General features: G+C 64.6%; 13 protein-coding genes. 9 read left to right on the top strand and 4 right to left on the bottom strand.

The features are described from left to right. Nucleotides 1-132 precede the first annotated feature (132 nt). The 4 genes from ACM2ZB_RS11840 to ACM2ZB_RS11825 all read left to right on the top strand — a co-directional run bounded on the left by ACM2ZB_RS11840 (nucleotide 133) and on the right by ACM2ZB_RS11825 (nucleotide 5,253). Nucleotides 133-864, top strand: a complete 732-nt coding sequence (locus tag ACM2ZB_RS11840; RefSeq protein WP_416055562.1) for a CS1 fimbrial subunit B flags: Precursor — start codon at nucleotides 133-135, stop codon at nucleotides 862-864. Nucleotides 865-978: 114 nt separating this feature from the next. Continuing rightward, the gene (locus tag ACM2ZB_RS11835) at nucleotides 979-1,479 is read left to right on the top strand and encodes a CS1 type fimbrial major subunit (protein WP_416055561.1); all 501 of its coding nucleotides are present in this window, start codon (nucleotides 979-981) and stop codon (nucleotides 1,477-1,479) included. 53 nt (nucleotides 1,480-1,532) lie between these two features. Continuing rightward, nucleotides 1,533-4,031: a TcfC E-set like domain-containing protein gene (locus tag ACM2ZB_RS11830; protein WP_416055560.1), complete on the top strand. Its 2,499-nt coding sequence runs from the start codon at nucleotides 1,533-1,535 to the stop codon at nucleotides 4,029-4,031. A 34-nt stretch (nucleotides 4,032-4,065) separates the two neighbouring features. After that, nucleotides 4,066-5,253, top strand: coding sequence for a hypothetical protein (locus tag ACM2ZB_RS11825; RefSeq protein WP_416055559.1), 1,188 nt, complete (start codon nucleotides 4,066-4,068; stop codon nucleotides 5,251-5,253). A 119-nt stretch (nucleotides 5,254-5,372) separates the two neighbouring features. Here the strand turns inward: ACM2ZB_RS11825 and ACM2ZB_RS11820 are convergent, their stop codons facing one another. From ACM2ZB_RS11820 to ACM2ZB_RS11810, 3 genes are all read right to left on the bottom strand, one after another. Further along, complete coding sequence (locus tag ACM2ZB_RS11820) at nucleotides 5,373-5,786, bottom strand: hypothetical protein (RefSeq protein ID WP_416055558.1); 414 nt, start codon at nucleotides 5,784-5,786, stop codon at nucleotides 5,373-5,375. A gap of 493 nt (nucleotides 5,787-6,279) precedes the next feature. Then, nucleotides 6,280-7,002, bottom strand: coding sequence for a molecular chaperone (locus ACM2ZB_RS11815; protein ID WP_416055557.1), 723 nt, complete (start codon nucleotides 7,000-7,002; stop codon nucleotides 6,280-6,282). Nucleotides 7,003-7,060: 58 nt separating this feature from the next. Then, nucleotides 7,061-7,579: a fimbrial protein gene (locus ACM2ZB_RS11810; protein WP_416055556.1), complete on the bottom strand. Its 519-nt coding sequence runs from the start codon at nucleotides 7,577-7,579 to the stop codon at nucleotides 7,061-7,063. A gap of 412 nt (nucleotides 7,580-7,991) precedes the next feature. Here ACM2ZB_RS11810 and ACM2ZB_RS11805 point away from each other — a divergent pair, with 412 nt between their 5' ends. The 5 genes from ACM2ZB_RS11805 to ACM2ZB_RS11785 all read left to right on the top strand — a co-directional run bounded on the left by ACM2ZB_RS11805 (nucleotide 7,992) and on the right by ACM2ZB_RS11785 (nucleotide 16,516). Further along, nucleotides 7,992-10,532 carry a fimbria/pilus outer membrane usher protein gene (locus tag ACM2ZB_RS11805; protein ID WP_416055555.1) on the top strand — a complete coding sequence of 847 codons (2,541 nt, stop codon included), beginning with the start codon at nucleotides 7,992-7,994 and terminating at the stop codon, nucleotides 10,530-10,532. Between the two features lie 32 nt (nucleotides 10,533-10,564). Next, nucleotides 10,565-11,074, top strand: coding sequence for a fimbrial protein (locus tag ACM2ZB_RS11800; RefSeq protein ID WP_416055554.1), 510 nt, complete (start codon nucleotides 10,565-10,567; stop codon nucleotides 11,072-11,074). A gap of 38 nt (nucleotides 11,075-11,112) precedes the next feature. Beyond that, on the top strand, nucleotides 11,113-12,108 hold the full coding sequence (locus tag ACM2ZB_RS11795) for a fimbrial protein (RefSeq protein WP_416055553.1): 996 nt from the start codon (nucleotides 11,113-11,115) through the stop codon (nucleotides 12,106-12,108). Between the two features lie 69 nt (nucleotides 12,109-12,177). Continuing rightward, nucleotides 12,178-13,164: a fimbrial protein gene (locus ACM2ZB_RS11790; protein WP_416055552.1), complete on the top strand. Its 987-nt coding sequence runs from the start codon at nucleotides 12,178-12,180 to the stop codon at nucleotides 13,162-13,164. Between the two features lie 148 nt (nucleotides 13,165-13,312). Beyond that, nucleotides 13,313-16,516: an autotransporter outer membrane beta-barrel domain-containing protein gene (locus ACM2ZB_RS11785; protein WP_416055551.1), complete on the top strand. Its 3,204-nt coding sequence runs from the start codon at nucleotides 13,313-13,315 to the stop codon at nucleotides 16,514-16,516. Between the two features lie 264 nt (nucleotides 16,517-16,780). Here the strand turns inward: ACM2ZB_RS11785 and ACM2ZB_RS11780 are convergent, their stop codons facing one another. Next, nucleotides 16,781-17,161: a hypothetical protein gene (locus ACM2ZB_RS11780; protein ID WP_416055550.1), complete on the bottom strand. Its 381-nt coding sequence runs from the start codon at nucleotides 17,159-17,161 to the stop codon at nucleotides 16,781-16,783. Nucleotides 17,162-17,199 lie beyond the last annotated feature (38 nt).

Raw genomic sequence — 17,199 nt, 5'->3', positions numbered from 1 at the left:
ATACAACTTGTTGCAGTTCCGATCGGCTTTCCCTTCCAGGCGAACTCCGATCACGCGTAGAAAAACGCAACAAGTTGTATGGTCGTGATCTTGGTGGTGTTCATAGAATCGTCTCCCTTCAAGGAGCCATTCATGCGTATCGCCCTCTTTCTGGCGCTGCTTGCCGCTGCCGTCAGCGCTGCCGCCAGCCCGCCCAGCATCAACGTTGGCCCGCTGTTTGATTATCTGCAGCCCGCCAACAGCAATCTGCTCAAGCGCATCCGCAACACGGGCGAGGGCACCGCCTACGTGCGTATTGAAGTCACACGCATGCAGTTTGATGCCGCAGGAAAAGTGACGGAATTCCCTGTGGATACGACGTCATTGGCCCGAAATGTGGCGGGCGCGCAGGGTGTCATCGCCAGCCCAAGCCGTCTGATCATTGCCGCCAATGGCCAGCAGGCCACGCGGCTGGTGCATCGCGGTGATCGCAACGAAGAGCAGTATTACCGGTTGCGCTTCATTCCGGTTGCGCCAACCGCCGAAGAGTTTTCGCTCACCGAAGAGCAAGCGCGTGCGGCGGTTGAAGTAACGTCCTCCATCCAGGTATTCACCGGTTTCGGCACCATTATGTTCGTCGCACCGGACAACGTGCGCTACGACACGCGTATCGAAGGCAACCGGATCCAGAACGAGGGCAACGCCACGATCGTGCTGGACAACATGCGGCAGTGCGACCGCGCCGCACCCGATATCTGCGACGCGGGTGTGCTGGTCCACGTGCGGCCTGGCCGCAGCCATGTTCTTGCAGAAGATCCGGCACGTTTCCACCGGTTTGAACTGATGGAGGGCGGCAGCCGGCGCAACATCGACTCCCGCCGCTGACGCGAACTCCAGATGAAGTACTTCCCGCGATCGGGTCCGCCAGGAGCCCGTCGGGCAGCTGTGTCCTGTTCCTGGCTTTTCTCTCTGTTCCACAACCTTTAGGAGCGCATTCCCATGCATCGCAAGAACTTCGCTTTGGCCGCCGCCGCGGCCCTGTTGATTGCCCCGGCCATCAGCATGGCCGCCGTTGAAACCAAGAGCATCACCGTGAACGTCCAGGCCGATGTGCCGAACACCGCCGGCCTGCAGGTCTCCACGCCGGATGGCTGGGAAGGCCTGCCGCAGACCCTGCCGTGGGACACCGCCCGCGAGACCCTGGGTGAGCTGACCGGTCGCGTGATCAACGTGAAATCGCCGGCCGAAATCAGTGCCTACCTGACCGCCCCGGCACAGATGTCCTCTGCCGCCGACGTGGTGGACCTGACCGTGAAGCTGGACAACGTCGTGGTTCCGGCCACGTCGGCTTCCAAGATCATCGTCGCCACCGCTGCCCAGGCGGCCGCGGGCAAGTCGCTGGCGTTTGCCATTGCGGCGACCGCGCCGAGCGGCGGCTACAAGCAGGGCAGCTACGGCGGTCAGTTCCACATGATCTTCGAAAGCGATATCGCTCCCTGAGTGGTGGGATCTCCCTGCGGTGCTGGCCGCCGCAGGGAGTTCCGGATGACATGATGACATCGCGCACTCTCACCTCACGCACACCGATCCGGCGGCTGACCATCGCCGTCATCGCTGCGCTTTCAGCGGCCTCTGCTCACGCAGCCGGGCTGGCGGCGGGCGAGCTGCCCAGCCTGCTGGAGCAGCGCCAGCGCATGCCGGCCGAGTTCCGCGATCATCTGTTCGGCAGCCCGCTGACAGTGCGCGTCGAGCTGGATGGCCGCTATCTGGGCGATGCCGAAGTGATGCTGCACGATGACAACCGCGTGCAGGTCATCGGCTTTGGCGACAGCCATGACAGCCCCTGGCCGGAAACCGAACGCGCGCGCTGGGCAGAGCAGTTGGCCGAGCCGATGGCGCTGGGCGTCTGCAGCACGTCGTGCCGTGGTCTGGCCGCGCTGCATTACAGCCTGGCAAGCTCGCTGCTGAGCCTGCTCACCCCTGGTGGTGCCAACGAAGAAGGCCGTCATATTGTTTTGCCGCAGGATGGCAGCCATGGCTTGATCGTGCGCAACAGTGTGGCCGTGCACGGTGGACAGGGTCAGCAGACGGCTGCCCGCTACAGTGCAGATCTGCGTGGCAGCGTAGGCCACTGGTCCACTCTTGGCAGCTACCAGTACTACGCGCAGGCCGGTACCGCCGAGCATTATCTGAGCGCGCTGTATGCACAGCGCGAGCTGGGTGATCACTTTGTGCGCGTCGGCTACTTTTTGCCGACCTTCGAAGGTATTACCCGTCAGCCGCGGGCCCCGGGCGCCGAGAACGATACCGCGCTGGGCCTGATGGTGGGTTCGTCCGACATTCTGTTGGCCGATACCCGCAGCGCCAGCGTGTACCCGGTCTATGTCACTGCCAGCCGCGAGGGCCTGGTGGAGATCTACCGCGACGGCAAGCTGCTGTCCACGCAGGCAGTGAAGCCGGGCATCCAGGAGATCGACACCCGCCGCTTGCCTGGCGGTATCTACGACGTCGAACTACGGGTGGTGGAAGATGGGCAGGAAGTCTCGCGCGAATCCGCCGGTATTCATAAGCCCAGCCAATGGCGCGATCCTACCCGCCGTTGGCGCTACAGCGCCTTTGCCGCCCAGCAGCGCAGCCTGTTGAGCAAGGGCGAGGTGGCCCAGCAGGGTGCGTTTGCTGCGGGTGCAGTGGTGAACTACCTGGTGCACCCCCGTGCCGTGGCGGGCGTGGCCGTGCAACAGGTGGGCGAGCGGCGCTCCGGCGCGGTCTCGCTGGATTGGCAGGCCAGTGAGAAGCTAAGTACCTACACCAATTTCTATACCTCGCGCGATGCCGGGCGTGGCATGGATCTGCAAGCGCTGTATCGCTATCGTGCCGGTTCGGTGGTCCTCAATCACGGTCGCAGCTGGGCCGAAGAGCGTCAGCGCGTGCTGCGCGGCAATGGCGGTCCGCCACATTGGGAAACACGTGGCGGGTGGCAGGACAGCACTGCCGTCTCGGTCAACCATCGCTTCAGCCACCGAGACAATGCCAGCCTGCGCGTGGCGCGCACCTCTGGGCATACTCGTGGCACCGGTATCGATGTGTCCTACGGCCGCCGCGAAACCCTGTTTGGTCGCCACGACGCCAACTGGCGTGTCAGTGTGTATGACCGCCCTGGCAGCCGCTTCACCCAGTACCGCCGCCAGCGTGGCATCGATCTGACGCTGAGCCTTTCGCTGGGCAGCGATGCGCGCAGCTACAGCGGCAGCGTGGGCAGTCGAACAGGCGAGAAGGGCAGCCGCGACGCTTACATCACAGCGAGCGCTACCCAACGCGTGGACAGTCCGCTGCTGCGCAGTGTGCACGGCTCCATCAGCGCCGAGCGCGGTGGCGTCAGTGCCAACGCCGGCGCCTACCTGCAGAGCTCGTTGTTGGAAGGAGACGTGCAGTTGCAGCAGTCTGACGGCCGCACCAGCGGCAGTGCCAACCTGGACAGTACTGTGGTGTTCGGCGGCGGCCATGCGACCGTGCTGGGCCAAGGCCGCAGTGGTGGTGTGGATACCGGCATCATCGTGGATGTGAGCAGCGACTATCCGGAACTTGCGCTGCGTGCCGACGACAGCCAGGGAGGGGGCGTGGCGCTGCGAACTGGGCGCAACTTCGTGCCGGTCACGGCCTACCGCGCCGGTCATGTGCGGTTCGACTTCCAGGGCCGTGCCGCACCGGCAGCGGTGGTGCAGCCGGCCACGGTCAGCTACCACCTCAACAAGGGGGGGGTGATGCACGCCAGTATCGATGTGCTGCGCACCTTCACCGTACTCGGCCAGGTGGTGGATGCCGACGGCAATGGGGTGCGCGGCGTCCAGGTCATCAACCACGCCAGCCGCAGTGTCAGCGAGGATGCCGGCTTCTTCACGCTGGAACTGAGCGCCCGCGCGCCCATTGTTGAACTGCAGTACCCAAACCTGACCCGCTGCACATTGACCCTGGAAGAGGGCCAGTACCCGCGCGAGGGTGACGTACTGATGGTGGGCCTGGTGGGCTGTCCGCCCGCAGTGGCGGCGCATTGAGCGCCCGCGCACGCATTCTCTTCAGGAAACGAACATGAAACTGCTGACCGCATTATTCATTCTGATTGCCGTGTTCTGGGTACCTGTGGCCGAAGCGCAGACAGTGGCCAAGACCGTTACAGGTCGTTTCCGCCCCAACGCCCTGGATCCCAACAACACTGAGTTCGAGAACACTACTCCGCGCGGTGCCTTCTGCAACTGGCGGCCGACGGAATGCCAAAGGCGTGATGCCTACATCTTCGATCTGGGCAATCGCGAGTATTGGCGAAAGAGTGGTGACGGCGATAATTCGTCGAGGCGTAACACGACCTACATTGGCTTTCCAGCGCCACGCCTGGTTACTTTCACCAATACCCAGAACGGCCATACGTTCCAGGCATCGGTCAGCTTTGTTGCCATGTCACTGCGGCTGGACTTCACCCGTGGCCAAGATCCCTGGTACTACGGGATCAGCGGAGGATGCACCGCCATTCGCGGCGCAGGTGGTGTTGGTTTTTCTACCGGCGGCTGGGGTGTGCGCGATCCGCAGAATCCTCAGGCCTGCTACAGCACAGTCGCACGCGGCGATCGTACCTACGTCTACAGGAATGTCGGTATAGGCATCGACGTGCGCCTGCCGAGTGCCATGACGCTGCAGGAAGGCCGTTACACAGCGTCTCCTGCCTGGGAGATTGGCACTGGGCCGAATCACATTGATCTGGGCGACAACATTACCGGCATCCGTTACATCCGCCTCGACTTCGAATTCGATGTCATCCACGATTTCCAGTTACGCTTTCCCAGTGAGCATCCACGCGTAACCTTGGCGCCAGATGGCGGCTGGGGTCGGTGGGTGGACCACGGCATCACGCCTGCCACACTGCGCCAGGAGCTCCCGTTTTACCTAACAAGCTCCATGGATTTCAGTCTTAAGATGCGGTGCGAGCATGAAGTCGATAGGCGTTGCGGCATCCGACATGCCGACAGTGATACCGTGGTGCCGGTGGACGTGGACGTAACGATTCCCGGTATGCGTAACCTGAAAGACGGCAAGCCTGCGCAGTTCTCTGCCATGGTGCCCGATGACACCCTGGCGCCGCGATTCACGCCGGAGGGCTACGTGCGCGACCGGCGTTCGGTGCTGCGCTTCATTGCCAATCGCGATGCGGTCGAGAAGATGGTGGACAGGCCCTCCTCGCATTGGGAAGGCAACATGACCCTGGTGTTCGACGCCAACCCCTAGGCCGGCAGTTTCGTGTAGAGCCGAGCCATGCTCGGCTCCCGCACAACGCGCGGGCTTCTTCGTGGTCAGACCCGGAAGCAGCCGCGTGTGGCTCGGCGCTACAGAAGCGACAGCGCGGGTCAGACCGCAGCGTGCAGCTGCACATCCACATACTCGGCCAGCCCACGGCAGGCCAGCAGCAACCGCTCGCGCATGTCATCGCCCACCTGCTGGCCCACCTCGCCATCCACGCGCACGCGTTCGGTGGCGTGCAGCAGTTCCAGCAGGAAGGACAACCCGCCGTTGGCGCGGTCGATACGGGCCAGTGCCAGCCGCTGCCCGGGAGTGCGGCCATCGCCTGGCCACGGCTGGCCATCGGCGCCATCGCCTTGGCGGATGTGCTGCAGGCAGGCCAGCAGCGTGATGCTGCCTGGGGCCTGGCCCTCCAGTAGGGTTTCGAAGGTGCGTTCCAGCGTGCGCGCCAGATCGTCAGGCAGGCGCGTGGCGGCTTCGCCGAGGGTGGCGAACAGGTGCGGGTAGGTTGACTGGGTCATGGCGGCCTCCTTATGCATGCGGCAAAGAAGCCACCCCGCTTAACAGCGAGGGTGGCGGACGGTGCGTGGTTGCAATACCGGAGGTTGATGTAGAAGCGCCGGCGGGCACGAGGCCCCCACGCACCGCCCGCCATGTAAGCGCGGACAGAATGCCTGTCGACGTCGCCCGAGGGATGAGCGACGCCGACAGGCAAGCGTAACCAAACACATCAACCTAACGGGATTGCAAGCCCGTGCCACCCGTTGTCGGTGGCCATCCATCATGCGCACAGGAGTGCTGCTGTACCAATCAGAAAAGTTTTAAATTCAAAGTTGTTGTAATGCGTATGGGCGCGAATTGTCGCCATGCAGAGTGAGGCGAATGCGTCAGAGTTCGCACGGCGTCCCTGTAGAGCCGAGCCTATGCTCGGCTTACCGTGATGCATCGCGATCTGGCGGGACAACAGCCGAGCATGGCTCGGCTCTACAGAGAGCGCGTCGCACAACGCAGCGATCAGCGCTCGATACGTGCCTCGGCCTCGCGCGGCGTACCGTAGTCATCCAGCCAGGTGAAGCTGGCCGTGGTCGGCATCGCCGAGCCGGCCGGCAGCGGCAGGCGTACCTGTGCTCCGGGTGCCACCATGTCCACCTCCACCGTGCGCCCGTCAGACAGCGTCAGCGTGCTGAGCGTTACGTGGTACGGCGTGGGATTGCGCACCTGCAGCGCGTTGCCCTCGGCGCGCCACTGCAGCTGGGCTGCTGCATCGCGCGCGTTGCCGGGCAGGCCGGCAGGGCGATGGAACAGCTTTACCCGCGTGCGCACCGCGAACTGCAGCAGATTCTTGCCGCTGGCATCGCTGGGCTTGGGCGGAATGTCCAGCAGATTGAAATAGAACACCGATTCGCGATCGGTGGGCAGTGGTGCTTCCGATGGGCGCGGCGCGTAGGTGATGCGATAGGCCTGGCCCTGGTGCGCCTGCAGCAGGCGCGGGTCGGCCGGGGTCAGCCGGAATGGCGTACGCACATTCTCAGGGCGCGCATGGCTGTCGCCATCGTCGATCCAGACCTGCACCATCGCCGCCTGCTCACCGGTATTGGTGGCCTTTACGGTCACGTCGCGGCCCTTGGCTGCGTCATGCACGATGCGCGTGCCCTGCAGCGTTACCGCTGCCGATGCCGGCAGCGCCAATGCGCCAGCCAGCAGCGCGGTCATCCACGTCATTGCACGGAACTTCATTGCAGATACCTCGGTTGAGTGCGTGCCGGCCCGTCCCTGGGCCGGCGTGCAGATGGGGTTACTTGTAGAGCACCACGAAGTCGCCGGACGCATTGGCGACACCGGCGGTAGCGTTCTGGCCCGGCGAGGCGTACCACGCGCTGTAATCCAGCTGGCCCTTGCCGGCGGCCGGAATGGTCACCCACTGCAGCGGGTCCTCACCCAGCTTCTGGTGGTTGCCCGAAGCGTCGTACAACGCAACTCCCACACGATCTGCCGCATCCGGACCCGGGTTCAGGGCCAGGTTGCCGGTGCTGCCATCCGGGGTGCCACCAAAGCGCACGCCCACGTCCTGCGATGCGCCGGAGCCGGTGCAGTCCAGCTGGATGCTGAAGTTCTTCATGCCAGCGCGTTCGGCCGCATTGACCGAGGCAACATCGACCTTGCCCATCGCCACGGTGATGGTGCCGCCCACGGCATCCACGGCGCAGGTGCTGGTCATCAGTTCGCCAGTGATCTCCAGCTTTTCAGCGAAGGCGGCGGGGGAAACAGCCAGTGCGAGCGCACCGGCAACGATCATGTTCAACGTGTTCGACATACGGATGTCCTTTGAAAGGGGATCAATGAATCCGCATCGGGCGTGCCAGCGGATGGGCACAGTGTTCCCGGGCATGGGCGCCGGGAACATGCAATTAGTTGCAAGGTGCTTGTGCGGTGTGCGGGTTCGTGCTTGCGGTAAAGCGCGCGGTCAGGAAACGGCATTCGCCCCTGCGACAGCCGGTCGCAGGCGGGAGGTATGCGATCTGCAACGCATTCGATTGACCCTTGTTGGATCGTGCAAACAACGCTGAATCGTCATAAAACAGCGCATTCACCGAACCCCGCGTCTTTTCGTTCCGGGGTGTCGCTTTGCAACAAATTGCATGGGAAGGCGGCGGTGGGCTGTCTACGCTTCGGCCCACTTCGACTACGAGCGATGTCGGCTTTGGCCTCATCGAGTGACGTTTGCCATGCAAAAGCGCGCCTTCCCCTACCGCAATCATTGCCATCCGATCAGCCGCCCGCTGGGCGTGGCCATTGCTGTTGCGATGGCCATGGCAGTGGCCAGCCATGCCCGTGCCGGCGAGGGTGAGCCACTGCAGTTCAGCGAAGGGTTCCTGATTGGTGGCAAAGCCATCGACATGCAGCGCTATGCGCAGGGCAACCCGATGGAGCCGGGCGACTATCCGCTGGACGTGGTGGTGAACGGGCAGTTCCTGGAGAACCGCGACATCCGCTTTGTCGAAGCACCGGCGCCGGTGGGTGCCACGCCCTGCCTGCCGATGGCGCTGCTGGGACGCTTGAACCTGAAGGACAGCTACCTGGCCGATCTGCAGGAAGATGCAGAGGGCTGCATTGCATTGCCTGCGCTGGTGGAAGGCGCCACCGTGGAGTTCGACGCAGGCAACCTGCAGCTGCTGGTGAACGTGCCGCAGGCCGCACAGGCGCGCAATGCACGCGGTTACGTGGCACCGGACCAGCGCGACCATGGCGTTACCGCTGCGTTCTTCGACTACAACGTCAACCACAACCGCGCGCAGGGCCAGGACGCGACCTACCTGGGCTTGAACACCGGCCTGAACCTGGGGGCCTGGCGCCTGCGCCACCGTTCGTCCTTCAACCAGAGCAGCCATGGCACCCGCCACGATGTGATCAGCAGTTACCTGCAGCGCGATCTTCCTGCCTGGAACAGCCAGCTGCTGCTGGGCCAGGGCAATACCGGGGGCGAGCTGTTTGAATCGCTGTCGTTCACCGGCGCGCGCGTGGCCAGCGATGAACGCATGCTGCCCGATTCCCTGCGTGGGTTCGCGCCGGTGGTGCAGGGCATTGCCGAGGGCAATGCGCTGGTGACCATCCGCCAGAACGGCAACATCATCCACGAGGTGAGCGTTGCCCCGGGGCCGTTCTCCATCGAGGACCTGTACCCGACCAACTTCGGCGGTGATCTGGAGGTCACCGTTACCGAAGCCGATGGCCGCACCCAGCGATTCACCGTGAACTTCTCCGCGGTACCGCAGGCACTGCGCCCGGGCGCCAGCCGCTTCAGTGCCACTGCCGGTGAGCTGCGCGACGCGCGTGGCGAGCGCCAGACGCTGCGGTTCGCCGAAGGCACCTACGCGCGTGGCATCAGCAATCATTTCACCGCGCTGGGCGGCGTGCAGATCGCCGAGGATTTCCAGGCGGCGCTGTTCGGTGGCGCAGTCAACACGCCCATTGGTGCATTCGGTGCCGATGTGACCCACTCGCGTGCGCGCCTGGGTAACGGCGAACAGGTGACCGGCAACAGCTTCCGGTTGAACTACCAGCGCTACGTGGCTGCCACCGGCACCAACTTCGGCCTGGCCGCGCATCGCTACAGCACGCGTGGCTATATGACCCTGAACGACTTTGCGCTGTCGCGCAGTGACGATTGGGGCCACGCTGGCCGCGCGCGCCAGCGCTTCCAGGTGAATTTCTCGCAGCGCCTGGGCGAGCGCAGCAGTCTGTCGCTCAGTGGCGGCCATGTGCGCTACTGGGGCGATTCCCCGCAGCAGAACGATCTGCAGCTGCGCTTCCAGAGCAGCATCGGCCGCGCCACCTACAGCCTGTCTGCCATGCGCTACCGCCTGGGTGACGGCCGCCAGGATACGCGCTACACCGCCAGCCTCAGTATTCCGCTGGGCACGGCGCCGCGCGCACCGCGCCTGAGCACGCAGCTGGCCCATTCTGCCCGTGGCGAACAGGGCCAGCTGGGCCTGAGCGGCACCCTGGGCGAATCGCAGCAGCTCAGCTACAGCGTGGGCGCCAGCGACGGCAGCGGTGGCCAGCGCAGCACCAGTGCATATGCCACCTATCGCGGTGGCCACGGCACGGTGACCGCCGGCTACAGCCGCTCGGGCGACTACAGCGCCGTGAATGCCAGTGCGGCGGGCAGCGTGGTGCTGCATCGGGATGGCATCAATTTCGGCGCCCCCGTGGGTGATGGCTTTGCGCTGGTGCAGGCCGACGGTGCGCAGGGTGCACGCATCGGCTATGGCGATGATGTCCGCATCGGCCGCAATGGCTACGCGCTGCTGCCGCATGTCAGCCCCTACCGCTGGAACCAGATCGAACTGGATCCTTCGGGCCTGCCGATGGACGTGGAGCTGCTGCAGACCTCGCAGCGGGTGGCACCCACGGCGGGCAGCATCGTGCGCGTGGCGTTCAATGCCAAGCGCGAACGCACGCTGTTCATCGACGCCACCGATGCGCTGGGCCAACCGCTGCCGTTTGCCGCGCGCATCGAGGACGACAGCGGCCGTGCCTACGGTGCGGTTGGCCAGGGCGGCGTGATCCAGCTGCGCGGCGCACCGGAACAGGGTGAGCTGATTGTCGACCCTGAAGGCCCCAACCGTTGCCGCCTGCAGTACAGCACCCCCGATGCGCCCGATGCCTATGGGCTGTCGTGGAGCCAGGCAGTGTGCACGCCGCTGCCGAAGCCAAGCCCCGGCCTGCAGGCCGCACTGGATGCAGCAAGCGAATCAACCCCCTGATCCCGACTTCTTCTTTCACCTTGGAGTACCCCATGAACCTGATCAACCGACTCACCCTGTCCACCGTGCTGCTGGCCGCTGCACCGCTGGCCCTGGCCGACAGCGCCACCCTGACCATTACCGGGCGCGTTCTGCCCGGTACCTGCACGCTCACCGCAGCGCCCATTGCGTTGGACCCAGTGAAGGCCAGCGATCTGACCCCCGGCGCCGACGCGCAGATCAAGGCCGGTGTGCTGGAGTTCAACGGCTGCGTGGGTGTCAACAAGGCGGTGTTGTCGTTCTCCGGTACGCCGGCCGACGGTGATGCGGATCGCTGGAAGAACACCGCCGCCACCGATCCGGCGGCCGGCGTATCGGTTGCGCTGCTGGCCGGTACCACCGGCACCACCTATCTGAAGGACGGCGACACGGGCATCGATGTGCCGGTGACCGGTGCCACCGCGCGCTATGACCTGCGTGCGGCGTACCACCTGCCGGCGGCCACCGCCCCGAGCGCCGGTGAAGTTTCCACCGAGATCGTGGTTACCGCCGATTACGAGTGAGCTGTTTCTGGCTCGAACGTGCCCCCGAGGAGACTGATATGAACGCCAACACCGCCCCTGACACGCGTCCCGTCCAGCGCCACGTACGCAGGTTGCTAGCCACGTCGCTGTTGGGGCTGCTGTTCTGTGCAGGCAGTGCAGTCGCCTGTGTTGAGTACGGCATCAACCGCGACCTGCTGCTGGACAAGACGTATGCCACGTACCCGGACGCGGGCAGGGTGCAGTTTGACCAGAAGGTTGCCGCGCGTTCCTTCAGAGACTGCCCCGGGAAGCGGGACGTACCGGTCTTCATGACGCTGGAGATGCCCGGCCTCACCTATGAAGGCGACATCACCTTCAGAGGACAGGCCTATCCTGCATATGCGGCCGCCCCCGACGCCCCGCTGGTGATTTTCTACCACCATGTCGCCAGTTCTGCAGACGGCCCACTTCGTGTGGGTCAGGAGGTGCCCGGACTGTTCGAGATGGCCGGGGGCGCAGTGAATGAGGATGCGATCCAGTACTGGGCAGTTGTCTTTTCCCGTGGGGGCCGCATGCGAACGCCGCCGACCATGACGGGTTCGATCACGTTGCGGGCGCCATCGGAACCCTCAATTGATCACCAGTCGATCGTGCAGCTGGATCTGACGTTCCCCGCCACCACCTGCCACCTGCAGGACAAGGCTGAAACCCTGCAGGACGTGCAGACGGCAGAACTTTCCGTACCAGGCTCCACGGCGAAGGAAAAACTGGTCGCCATCCGCATGGACTGCGGCGTGGACCCGCCGCGTGCGCGGATGACGATCAGTGATGCCGGCGATGCTGCAAACACCGGCAGCCAGCTGACGCCTACGGCCGATTCCGATGCCGAAGGCGTGCGCGTGCAGCTGCTGCGCAATGGCGCTGAAGTGCAGTTCGGCCAGACCTGGGATTTCGATCCGGGTGTGGGCGGCGTGCATGACCATCAGTTCACCGCGCGCTATATCCGCACCAGCGATGCGCTGGTGCCCGGCACCATCAAGGGCGAAGCAGTTTTGAACGTTGACTACTGGTGATGCACGACCCCGTGTTGCCACAGGGCGCACCGCGAAGTACCGACCTTGCGTTGAACAGGAAAAATGAAGATGACCGATCGCTCTCGTTCCCTCGTGCCCGTGTGCCTGCATCGGCGCAGCTGCCGCATGGCGCTGCCGGTATTGGTGGCGGCGCTGCTGCCGGGCCTGGCGCAGGCCTGTACCGCCACCATCACCTGGCCCATCGTTGAGGACAGGCAGAAGCCCGGTTACCGCGAGGAGATCCACATGCTGGTGGATGGCGGCACCAACGTCAGCTACAGCGGGTGTCCGGTGGGTGGCGATCTGCAGATGGCGGTCAACATCCAGGGGCCGGGTCTGCGCTGGGTCATGGATCTGCATGATGTGCCTGTCTGGCCGGTGGATGGCCCGTTGCCGTTGTACGAAACCGGCCCGGATTCCCCGTTGATCGGCTTTGCTACCACCTATGACGGCCCACGATTGCCGCTGGCGCTGGGCGACAACACGCTGACTTACCCGATCCGCAACAGCAGCGACAGTTTCATCATCAATGCCTTCATGTTCAGCCGCGGTCAGAAGATGCGCGATACGCAGACGCTGGCATCGGTCCACATCGTGGAACGCAGCCATCCCACGTTCGATGTGACGGTGCCGGTGGACATCACGATTGCCTTCCCGCCCACCACCTGCCGCATGCGTGATGTCTCCGAGGTGCTGCAGGATGTCGCTGCTGCCGATCTAATTACTCCTGGCGATACGGCCAGGGAAAAACCCATCTCGTTGTGGATGGATTGCGGCGTTGCACGCCCACGTGCCGACATGGTGCTGCTGGATGCGGGCGATCCAGGCAATACCGGCAGTCTGCTGACGCCAACCGCAGACTCCAGCGCCGAAGGAGTGCGCGTGCAACTCCTCAGCGCGGGCCGGGAAGTGCAGTTCGGAACACCGTGGTTCTTCAACCCGGGTGCAGGTGGCGTACATGAGTTTCCCTATACAGCACGCTACTTCCGGGTGGCGGATGAACTGAAGCCCGGCGTGATCAAGGGCGAGGCGATACTGCACATCGATTACTGGTGACGCACATGGCATCGCACGGCCTTCACAATGGCATCACCTGCCGCGAATGATCGTACCGGTGCAGCGTGTCCCCTTTTCTGAACGGGAGACCACGTGCCGCAGCCGTTCATTCCGTCGTATGTCGGTTTTTCCCCTTGTGGAGGCTGTCATGCAAAGGCGTCGATACGCGTTACATGTGCTGGGTCTCTCATTGGCCAGCGTGCTTTCGTCCCTTCCTGCCTCCGCCCAACAGGTGGTGGCCGATGGCACCCAGGAAACGCCACCGGCGGGCACCTACCAGACGGCGTCAGGCCACGCCTTCCATGCCCTCAACAGCGGCAGCATCACCCCGTTGGGGGCGGTCGTGCTGCAGACCAGTGGCGCCGGCGATGCCGGTGCCTATGCCGAGGGGGCCGGCAGCCGCATCACCCTGGCCGGGGCAGAGGTGTCCACCACGGGGGCGGACGCGTGGGGCCTGGCGGCCGTCGACGGTGAACTGGATGCATCCGGCGTGACGCTGGAAACCAGTGGCGCGCGCAGTCATGGCGTTGTGGCACAGGGCGGGCGGGTGACCCTTTCCGCCGGCGATATCCTTGTCCGTGGCCTGAGCGCCCATGGTCTGTATGCCAGCGAGCTGGGAGAGCTGACGTTCCGTGGCGGACAGGTCGTGGTGGAGGGCAGCAACGCCAACGCCGTGCGCGCCACCGGGCAGGGCGGTGTGGAGTCCTTTGCCATTGTCAGTGATGCCACGTTGCTCAGCCGTGCTGCGGGCAGTACCGTGGTACTGGCCGATGCCGCTGGCGTTGTGCAGCTGACCGACAGCCAGGTGGTGCACGACGGAGGCGGCGTTGGGCTGGGCGTGGTGGCACAGGTGGGTTCGCAGGCCAGCCTGCTCAATGTCGATATCGACATGCGGGGATCGAATTCGGTGGGTCTTGGTGCAGGTGGCCGGGTCGACATGGCCGGTGGCAGCATCCATGCCCTGGCATCAGGCAGCAAAGCCGTGGATATGACCGGTGCGCGGGCACGTTTGACGGATGTGCAGATGCAGGCCGACACCGGCATCTTTCTCCGCGATGGCGTGACGTTTGATCTGAGCCGTGGCAGCGTCGATGCAGAAATGGTTGCACTGGACGTGAACGGAACAGGCAACACGGTCACGGTGGACGGCACAACACTGCTCAGCCACCGGTTCTCAACCGTGATGGTCTATGCAAATTCAACGCTGACGCTGCGCAACAGCGTCGTGCAGGGCGAGGCCACTGGTTCGCCCGTGGTGGATCTTCGCGCAGGCGCCATTGACGTGCAGGACAGCCGCATCCAGAGCGTGGGCGCCAATGCTCATGGCCTGTATACGGATGCGAGCCTGTTGGGGCAGGTGCCCACGGTGAACGTGCAGGGCACGACGATTACAACCGAGGGCGATACTGCTACGGGTGTGGTGGTGCGTTCCGGCGCGACGGTAAACATGAGCGGCAGCGAGGTCGTCACCCGCGGTGCGGGTGCCACCGGTGTACTGACACGCGGGCGAGGGGCCCTGACGCTTACCGATACCGACGTTCGCACGGAAGGGACGGATGCCTGGGCTGGAAGGGTGGAAGACAACGGTCGCCTGACCATAGATGGCGGCTCACTGGTAAGTGCACAGGGCGGTGGCCTGTGGCTGCGCAGCAGTCGCGACAGCGAACTGGTGCTGGCCAACGGGGCGCGGCTGGCCGGTGGCAACGGCATTGCACTGGCGCTGGATGCGGCGGTGGCGGGTCCCTTCAACGTGCGTCTGCAGGACGGCGCACAGATGGAGGGCGACGTGGCCCTGCATCCGGATGACGTGGCCGCCGGGCTGGTACCGCAGTCACAGGTGCAGGTGGCTCTGTCCGGCGCTTCGCTGTGGACGGGGGGCACGGTGCTGGCCCAGGGCGTGACGCTCGACGGGGACAGCCAATGGATACTGCGTGGGGCATCGAAGATCGACGCGCTGGAGGTGGACCACGGCAGCCTGCTGCTCAGTGGCGACGGCACCGGTGGCATGAGTACGCTGGCCATCTCGGGGGATCTCCAGAGCAGCAACGCGACATTCCAGTTCAGTGGCGCCTTGGGGGGCGATGATTCGGCGCTGGGTCACATCCATGTGCAGGGCGATACCCGAGGTGATGCAGGCATCCGCGTGGTGAACACAGGGGGCGCCGGCGCAGCGACCACCGATGGGATTGAGCTGATCGCGGTGGATGGTGCCTCGCTGGCGACCTACACACTGGTGGGCCGGGCCGTGGCCGGCCTTCATGAGTATTTCCTGCACAAGGGCGGTGTCACCGGTGGTGAAGGAAACTGGTACCTGCGTTCGGTGGCCAGCGACCCCTGTGAAGTGGATCCGGAAGCGCCGGGCTGCACCCCGGTTGATCCGGGCCCCGGACCAGACCCTGACCCTGACCCTGACCCTGACCCTGACCCTGACCCCGTGCTGCGGCCGGAGCCGGGAGCCTACCTGGCCAACCAGGTGGCAGCGCTGGGCATGTTCCAGCATCGGTTGCATGATCGTGTGGGTGAGCCGGCGTTCGCACAAGGGCGCAATGCGTGGGTGCGTGTGGTGCGGCAGCAGCCGCAGTTCACCACGCTGGGCGGGCAGCTTTCGGTAAGAGGCGGCACATCGGTGGTGCAGCTGGGCAGTGACCTGCTGCAGACCGAGGGCTGGAATCTTGGCGTGATGCTGGGCCGTGGCTACGGCAGCCATGACGTCACCTCGGACCTGACCGAGTATCAGGCCAGGGCACGCATCCGCGGCACCGCAGCCGGTGTCTACAGCACCTGGCGACAGAACCCGGCGCAGGGCGACGGACTGTATCTGGATGCCAGCATCCAGTTCGCACGCTTCGACAACCGGGTGCAGGGCGATGGTCTTGCCCGGGAAACCTATGATTCGCGCGCCACGCTGGGTTCGCTTGAAGCCGGATACACGGTGCCTGTGTGGAAGGGCGCGGCGTCCATCCTGTACCTGCAGCCCCAGTTGCAGCTGGGGCATGTGCACTATCGTGCGGATCGTCACGTTGAAGCGACCGGTACGGTCGTGGACAACGATCAGGCGGGGGGGCTGGAAGGACGCGCGGGGCTTCGCCTGTTTGGACGTAGCAATCAAGGCAGCGCCGTCGTGCAGCCGTTCGTGGCGCTGAACTGGCTGCGTGGACCACGCACCAACAGCCTGGACTTCAACGGCGAAACGTTGGGCGCGGATGTTCCGCGCAATCGTTATGAGGTGCAGGCAGGCGCCGAGCTTCAGTTGGGAACGCATTGGGCCGCATGGGGCAGTGCAAGCGTGCAACGCGGCGATGATGACTATCGAAGCGTGGCTGGGCAGCTGGGCGTGCGCATGGCGTGGTAAGCGATGGTGCCGGGATCCGACCTCCGCTCCTCCGGTACCCGGATTTCTGTAGAGCCGAGCCCAAGCTCGGCTCACCGCGCAAAGCGCGGGTACATGGCGATCTGACCGGGCGGCCGAGCACGGGCTCGGCGCTACAGTGCGGCTGCGGCATGATGTCGCAGCCGATGTTGCAACGAATTGGATGGTGGGCGCGAAACACGACATCCAACATGCCGGTCTCGACACCAGGAGACCGTCAATATGCGATCCCATCCGATTCCCCACTCAGCGTTGGCGCTGGGCCTTGCCGCCGCGCTTGCCGCTGCGATTCCTGTCAGGGCACACGCACAGCAGATCATCGCCGACGGTGATGAACAAACGCCGGCCGCTGGCGAGTACCACGTGAGCGGATTTGGAGACCATGCATTCCACGCACTCAATGGTGGCAGCATTGTGCCGCTTGGCCCGGTCCACGTGAGCGCAGGCGGTGGCGGTGCATCCGCCGCCCGTGCCGAAGGTGCCGGCAGCCGCATCGAACTCAACGGATCCACGCTGGTCAGCACCGGTTCTGGTGCAACCACAGCACTGGCAACTGCCGGTGGTGAGCTGCGATTGACTGCGACCGATGTGAGGAATGAAGGCACTGGCATGGGTGTCATCGCGCATGTCGGCAGCCGAGCCACTCTCGACAATGTGAACGTTTT

Source organism: Stenotrophomonas maltophilia, assembly GCF_047782825.1.
GTDB lineage: Bacteria > Pseudomonadota > Gammaproteobacteria > Xanthomonadales > Xanthomonadaceae > Stenotrophomonas.
This window is presented reverse-complemented; position numbering and strand designations above follow the sequence as displayed.

Bases quoted from the DNA above. Each gene is read 5' to 3' on its own strand.
- ACM2ZB_RS11840 (WP_416055562.1), top strand. From the start codon at position 133: ATGCGTATCGCCCTCTTTCTGGCGCTGCTTGCCGCTGCCGTCAGCGCT.
- ACM2ZB_RS11835 (WP_416055561.1), top strand. From the start codon at position 979: ATGCATCGCAAGAACTTCGCTTTGGCCGCCGCCGCGGCCCTGTTGATT.
- ACM2ZB_RS11830 (WP_416055560.1), top strand. From the start codon at position 1,533: ATGACATCGCGCACTCTCACCTCACGCACACCGATCCGGCGGCTGACC.
- ACM2ZB_RS11825 (WP_416055559.1), top strand. From the start codon at position 4,066: ATGAAACTGCTGACCGCATTATTCATTCTGATTGCCGTGTTCTGGGTA.
- ACM2ZB_RS11820 (WP_416055558.1), bottom strand. From the start codon at position 5,786: ATGACCCAGTCAACCTACCCGCACCTGTTCGCCACCCTCGGCGAAGCC.
- ACM2ZB_RS11815 (WP_416055557.1), bottom strand. From the start codon at position 7,002: ATGAAGTTCCGTGCAATGACGTGGATGACCGCGCTGCTGGCTGGCGCA.
- ACM2ZB_RS11810 (WP_416055556.1), bottom strand. From the start codon at position 7,579: ATGTCGAACACGTTGAACATGATCGTTGCCGGTGCGCTCGCACTGGCT.
- ACM2ZB_RS11805 (WP_416055555.1), top strand. From the start codon at position 7,992: ATGCAAAAGCGCGCCTTCCCCTACCGCAATCATTGCCATCCGATCAGC.
- ACM2ZB_RS11800 (WP_416055554.1), top strand. From the start codon at position 10,565: ATGAACCTGATCAACCGACTCACCCTGTCCACCGTGCTGCTGGCCGCT.
- ACM2ZB_RS11795 (WP_416055553.1), top strand. From the start codon at position 11,113: ATGAACGCCAACACCGCCCCTGACACGCGTCCCGTCCAGCGCCACGTA.
- ACM2ZB_RS11790 (WP_416055552.1), top strand. From the start codon at position 12,178: ATGACCGATCGCTCTCGTTCCCTCGTGCCCGTGTGCCTGCATCGGCGC.
- ACM2ZB_RS11785 (WP_416055551.1), top strand. From the start codon at position 13,313: ATGCAAAGGCGTCGATACGCGTTACATGTGCTGGGTCTCTCATTGGCC.
- ACM2ZB_RS11780 (WP_416055550.1), bottom strand. From the start codon at position 17,161: ATGCGCGATGACACCCATGCCAGTGCCTTCATTCCTCACATCGGTCGC.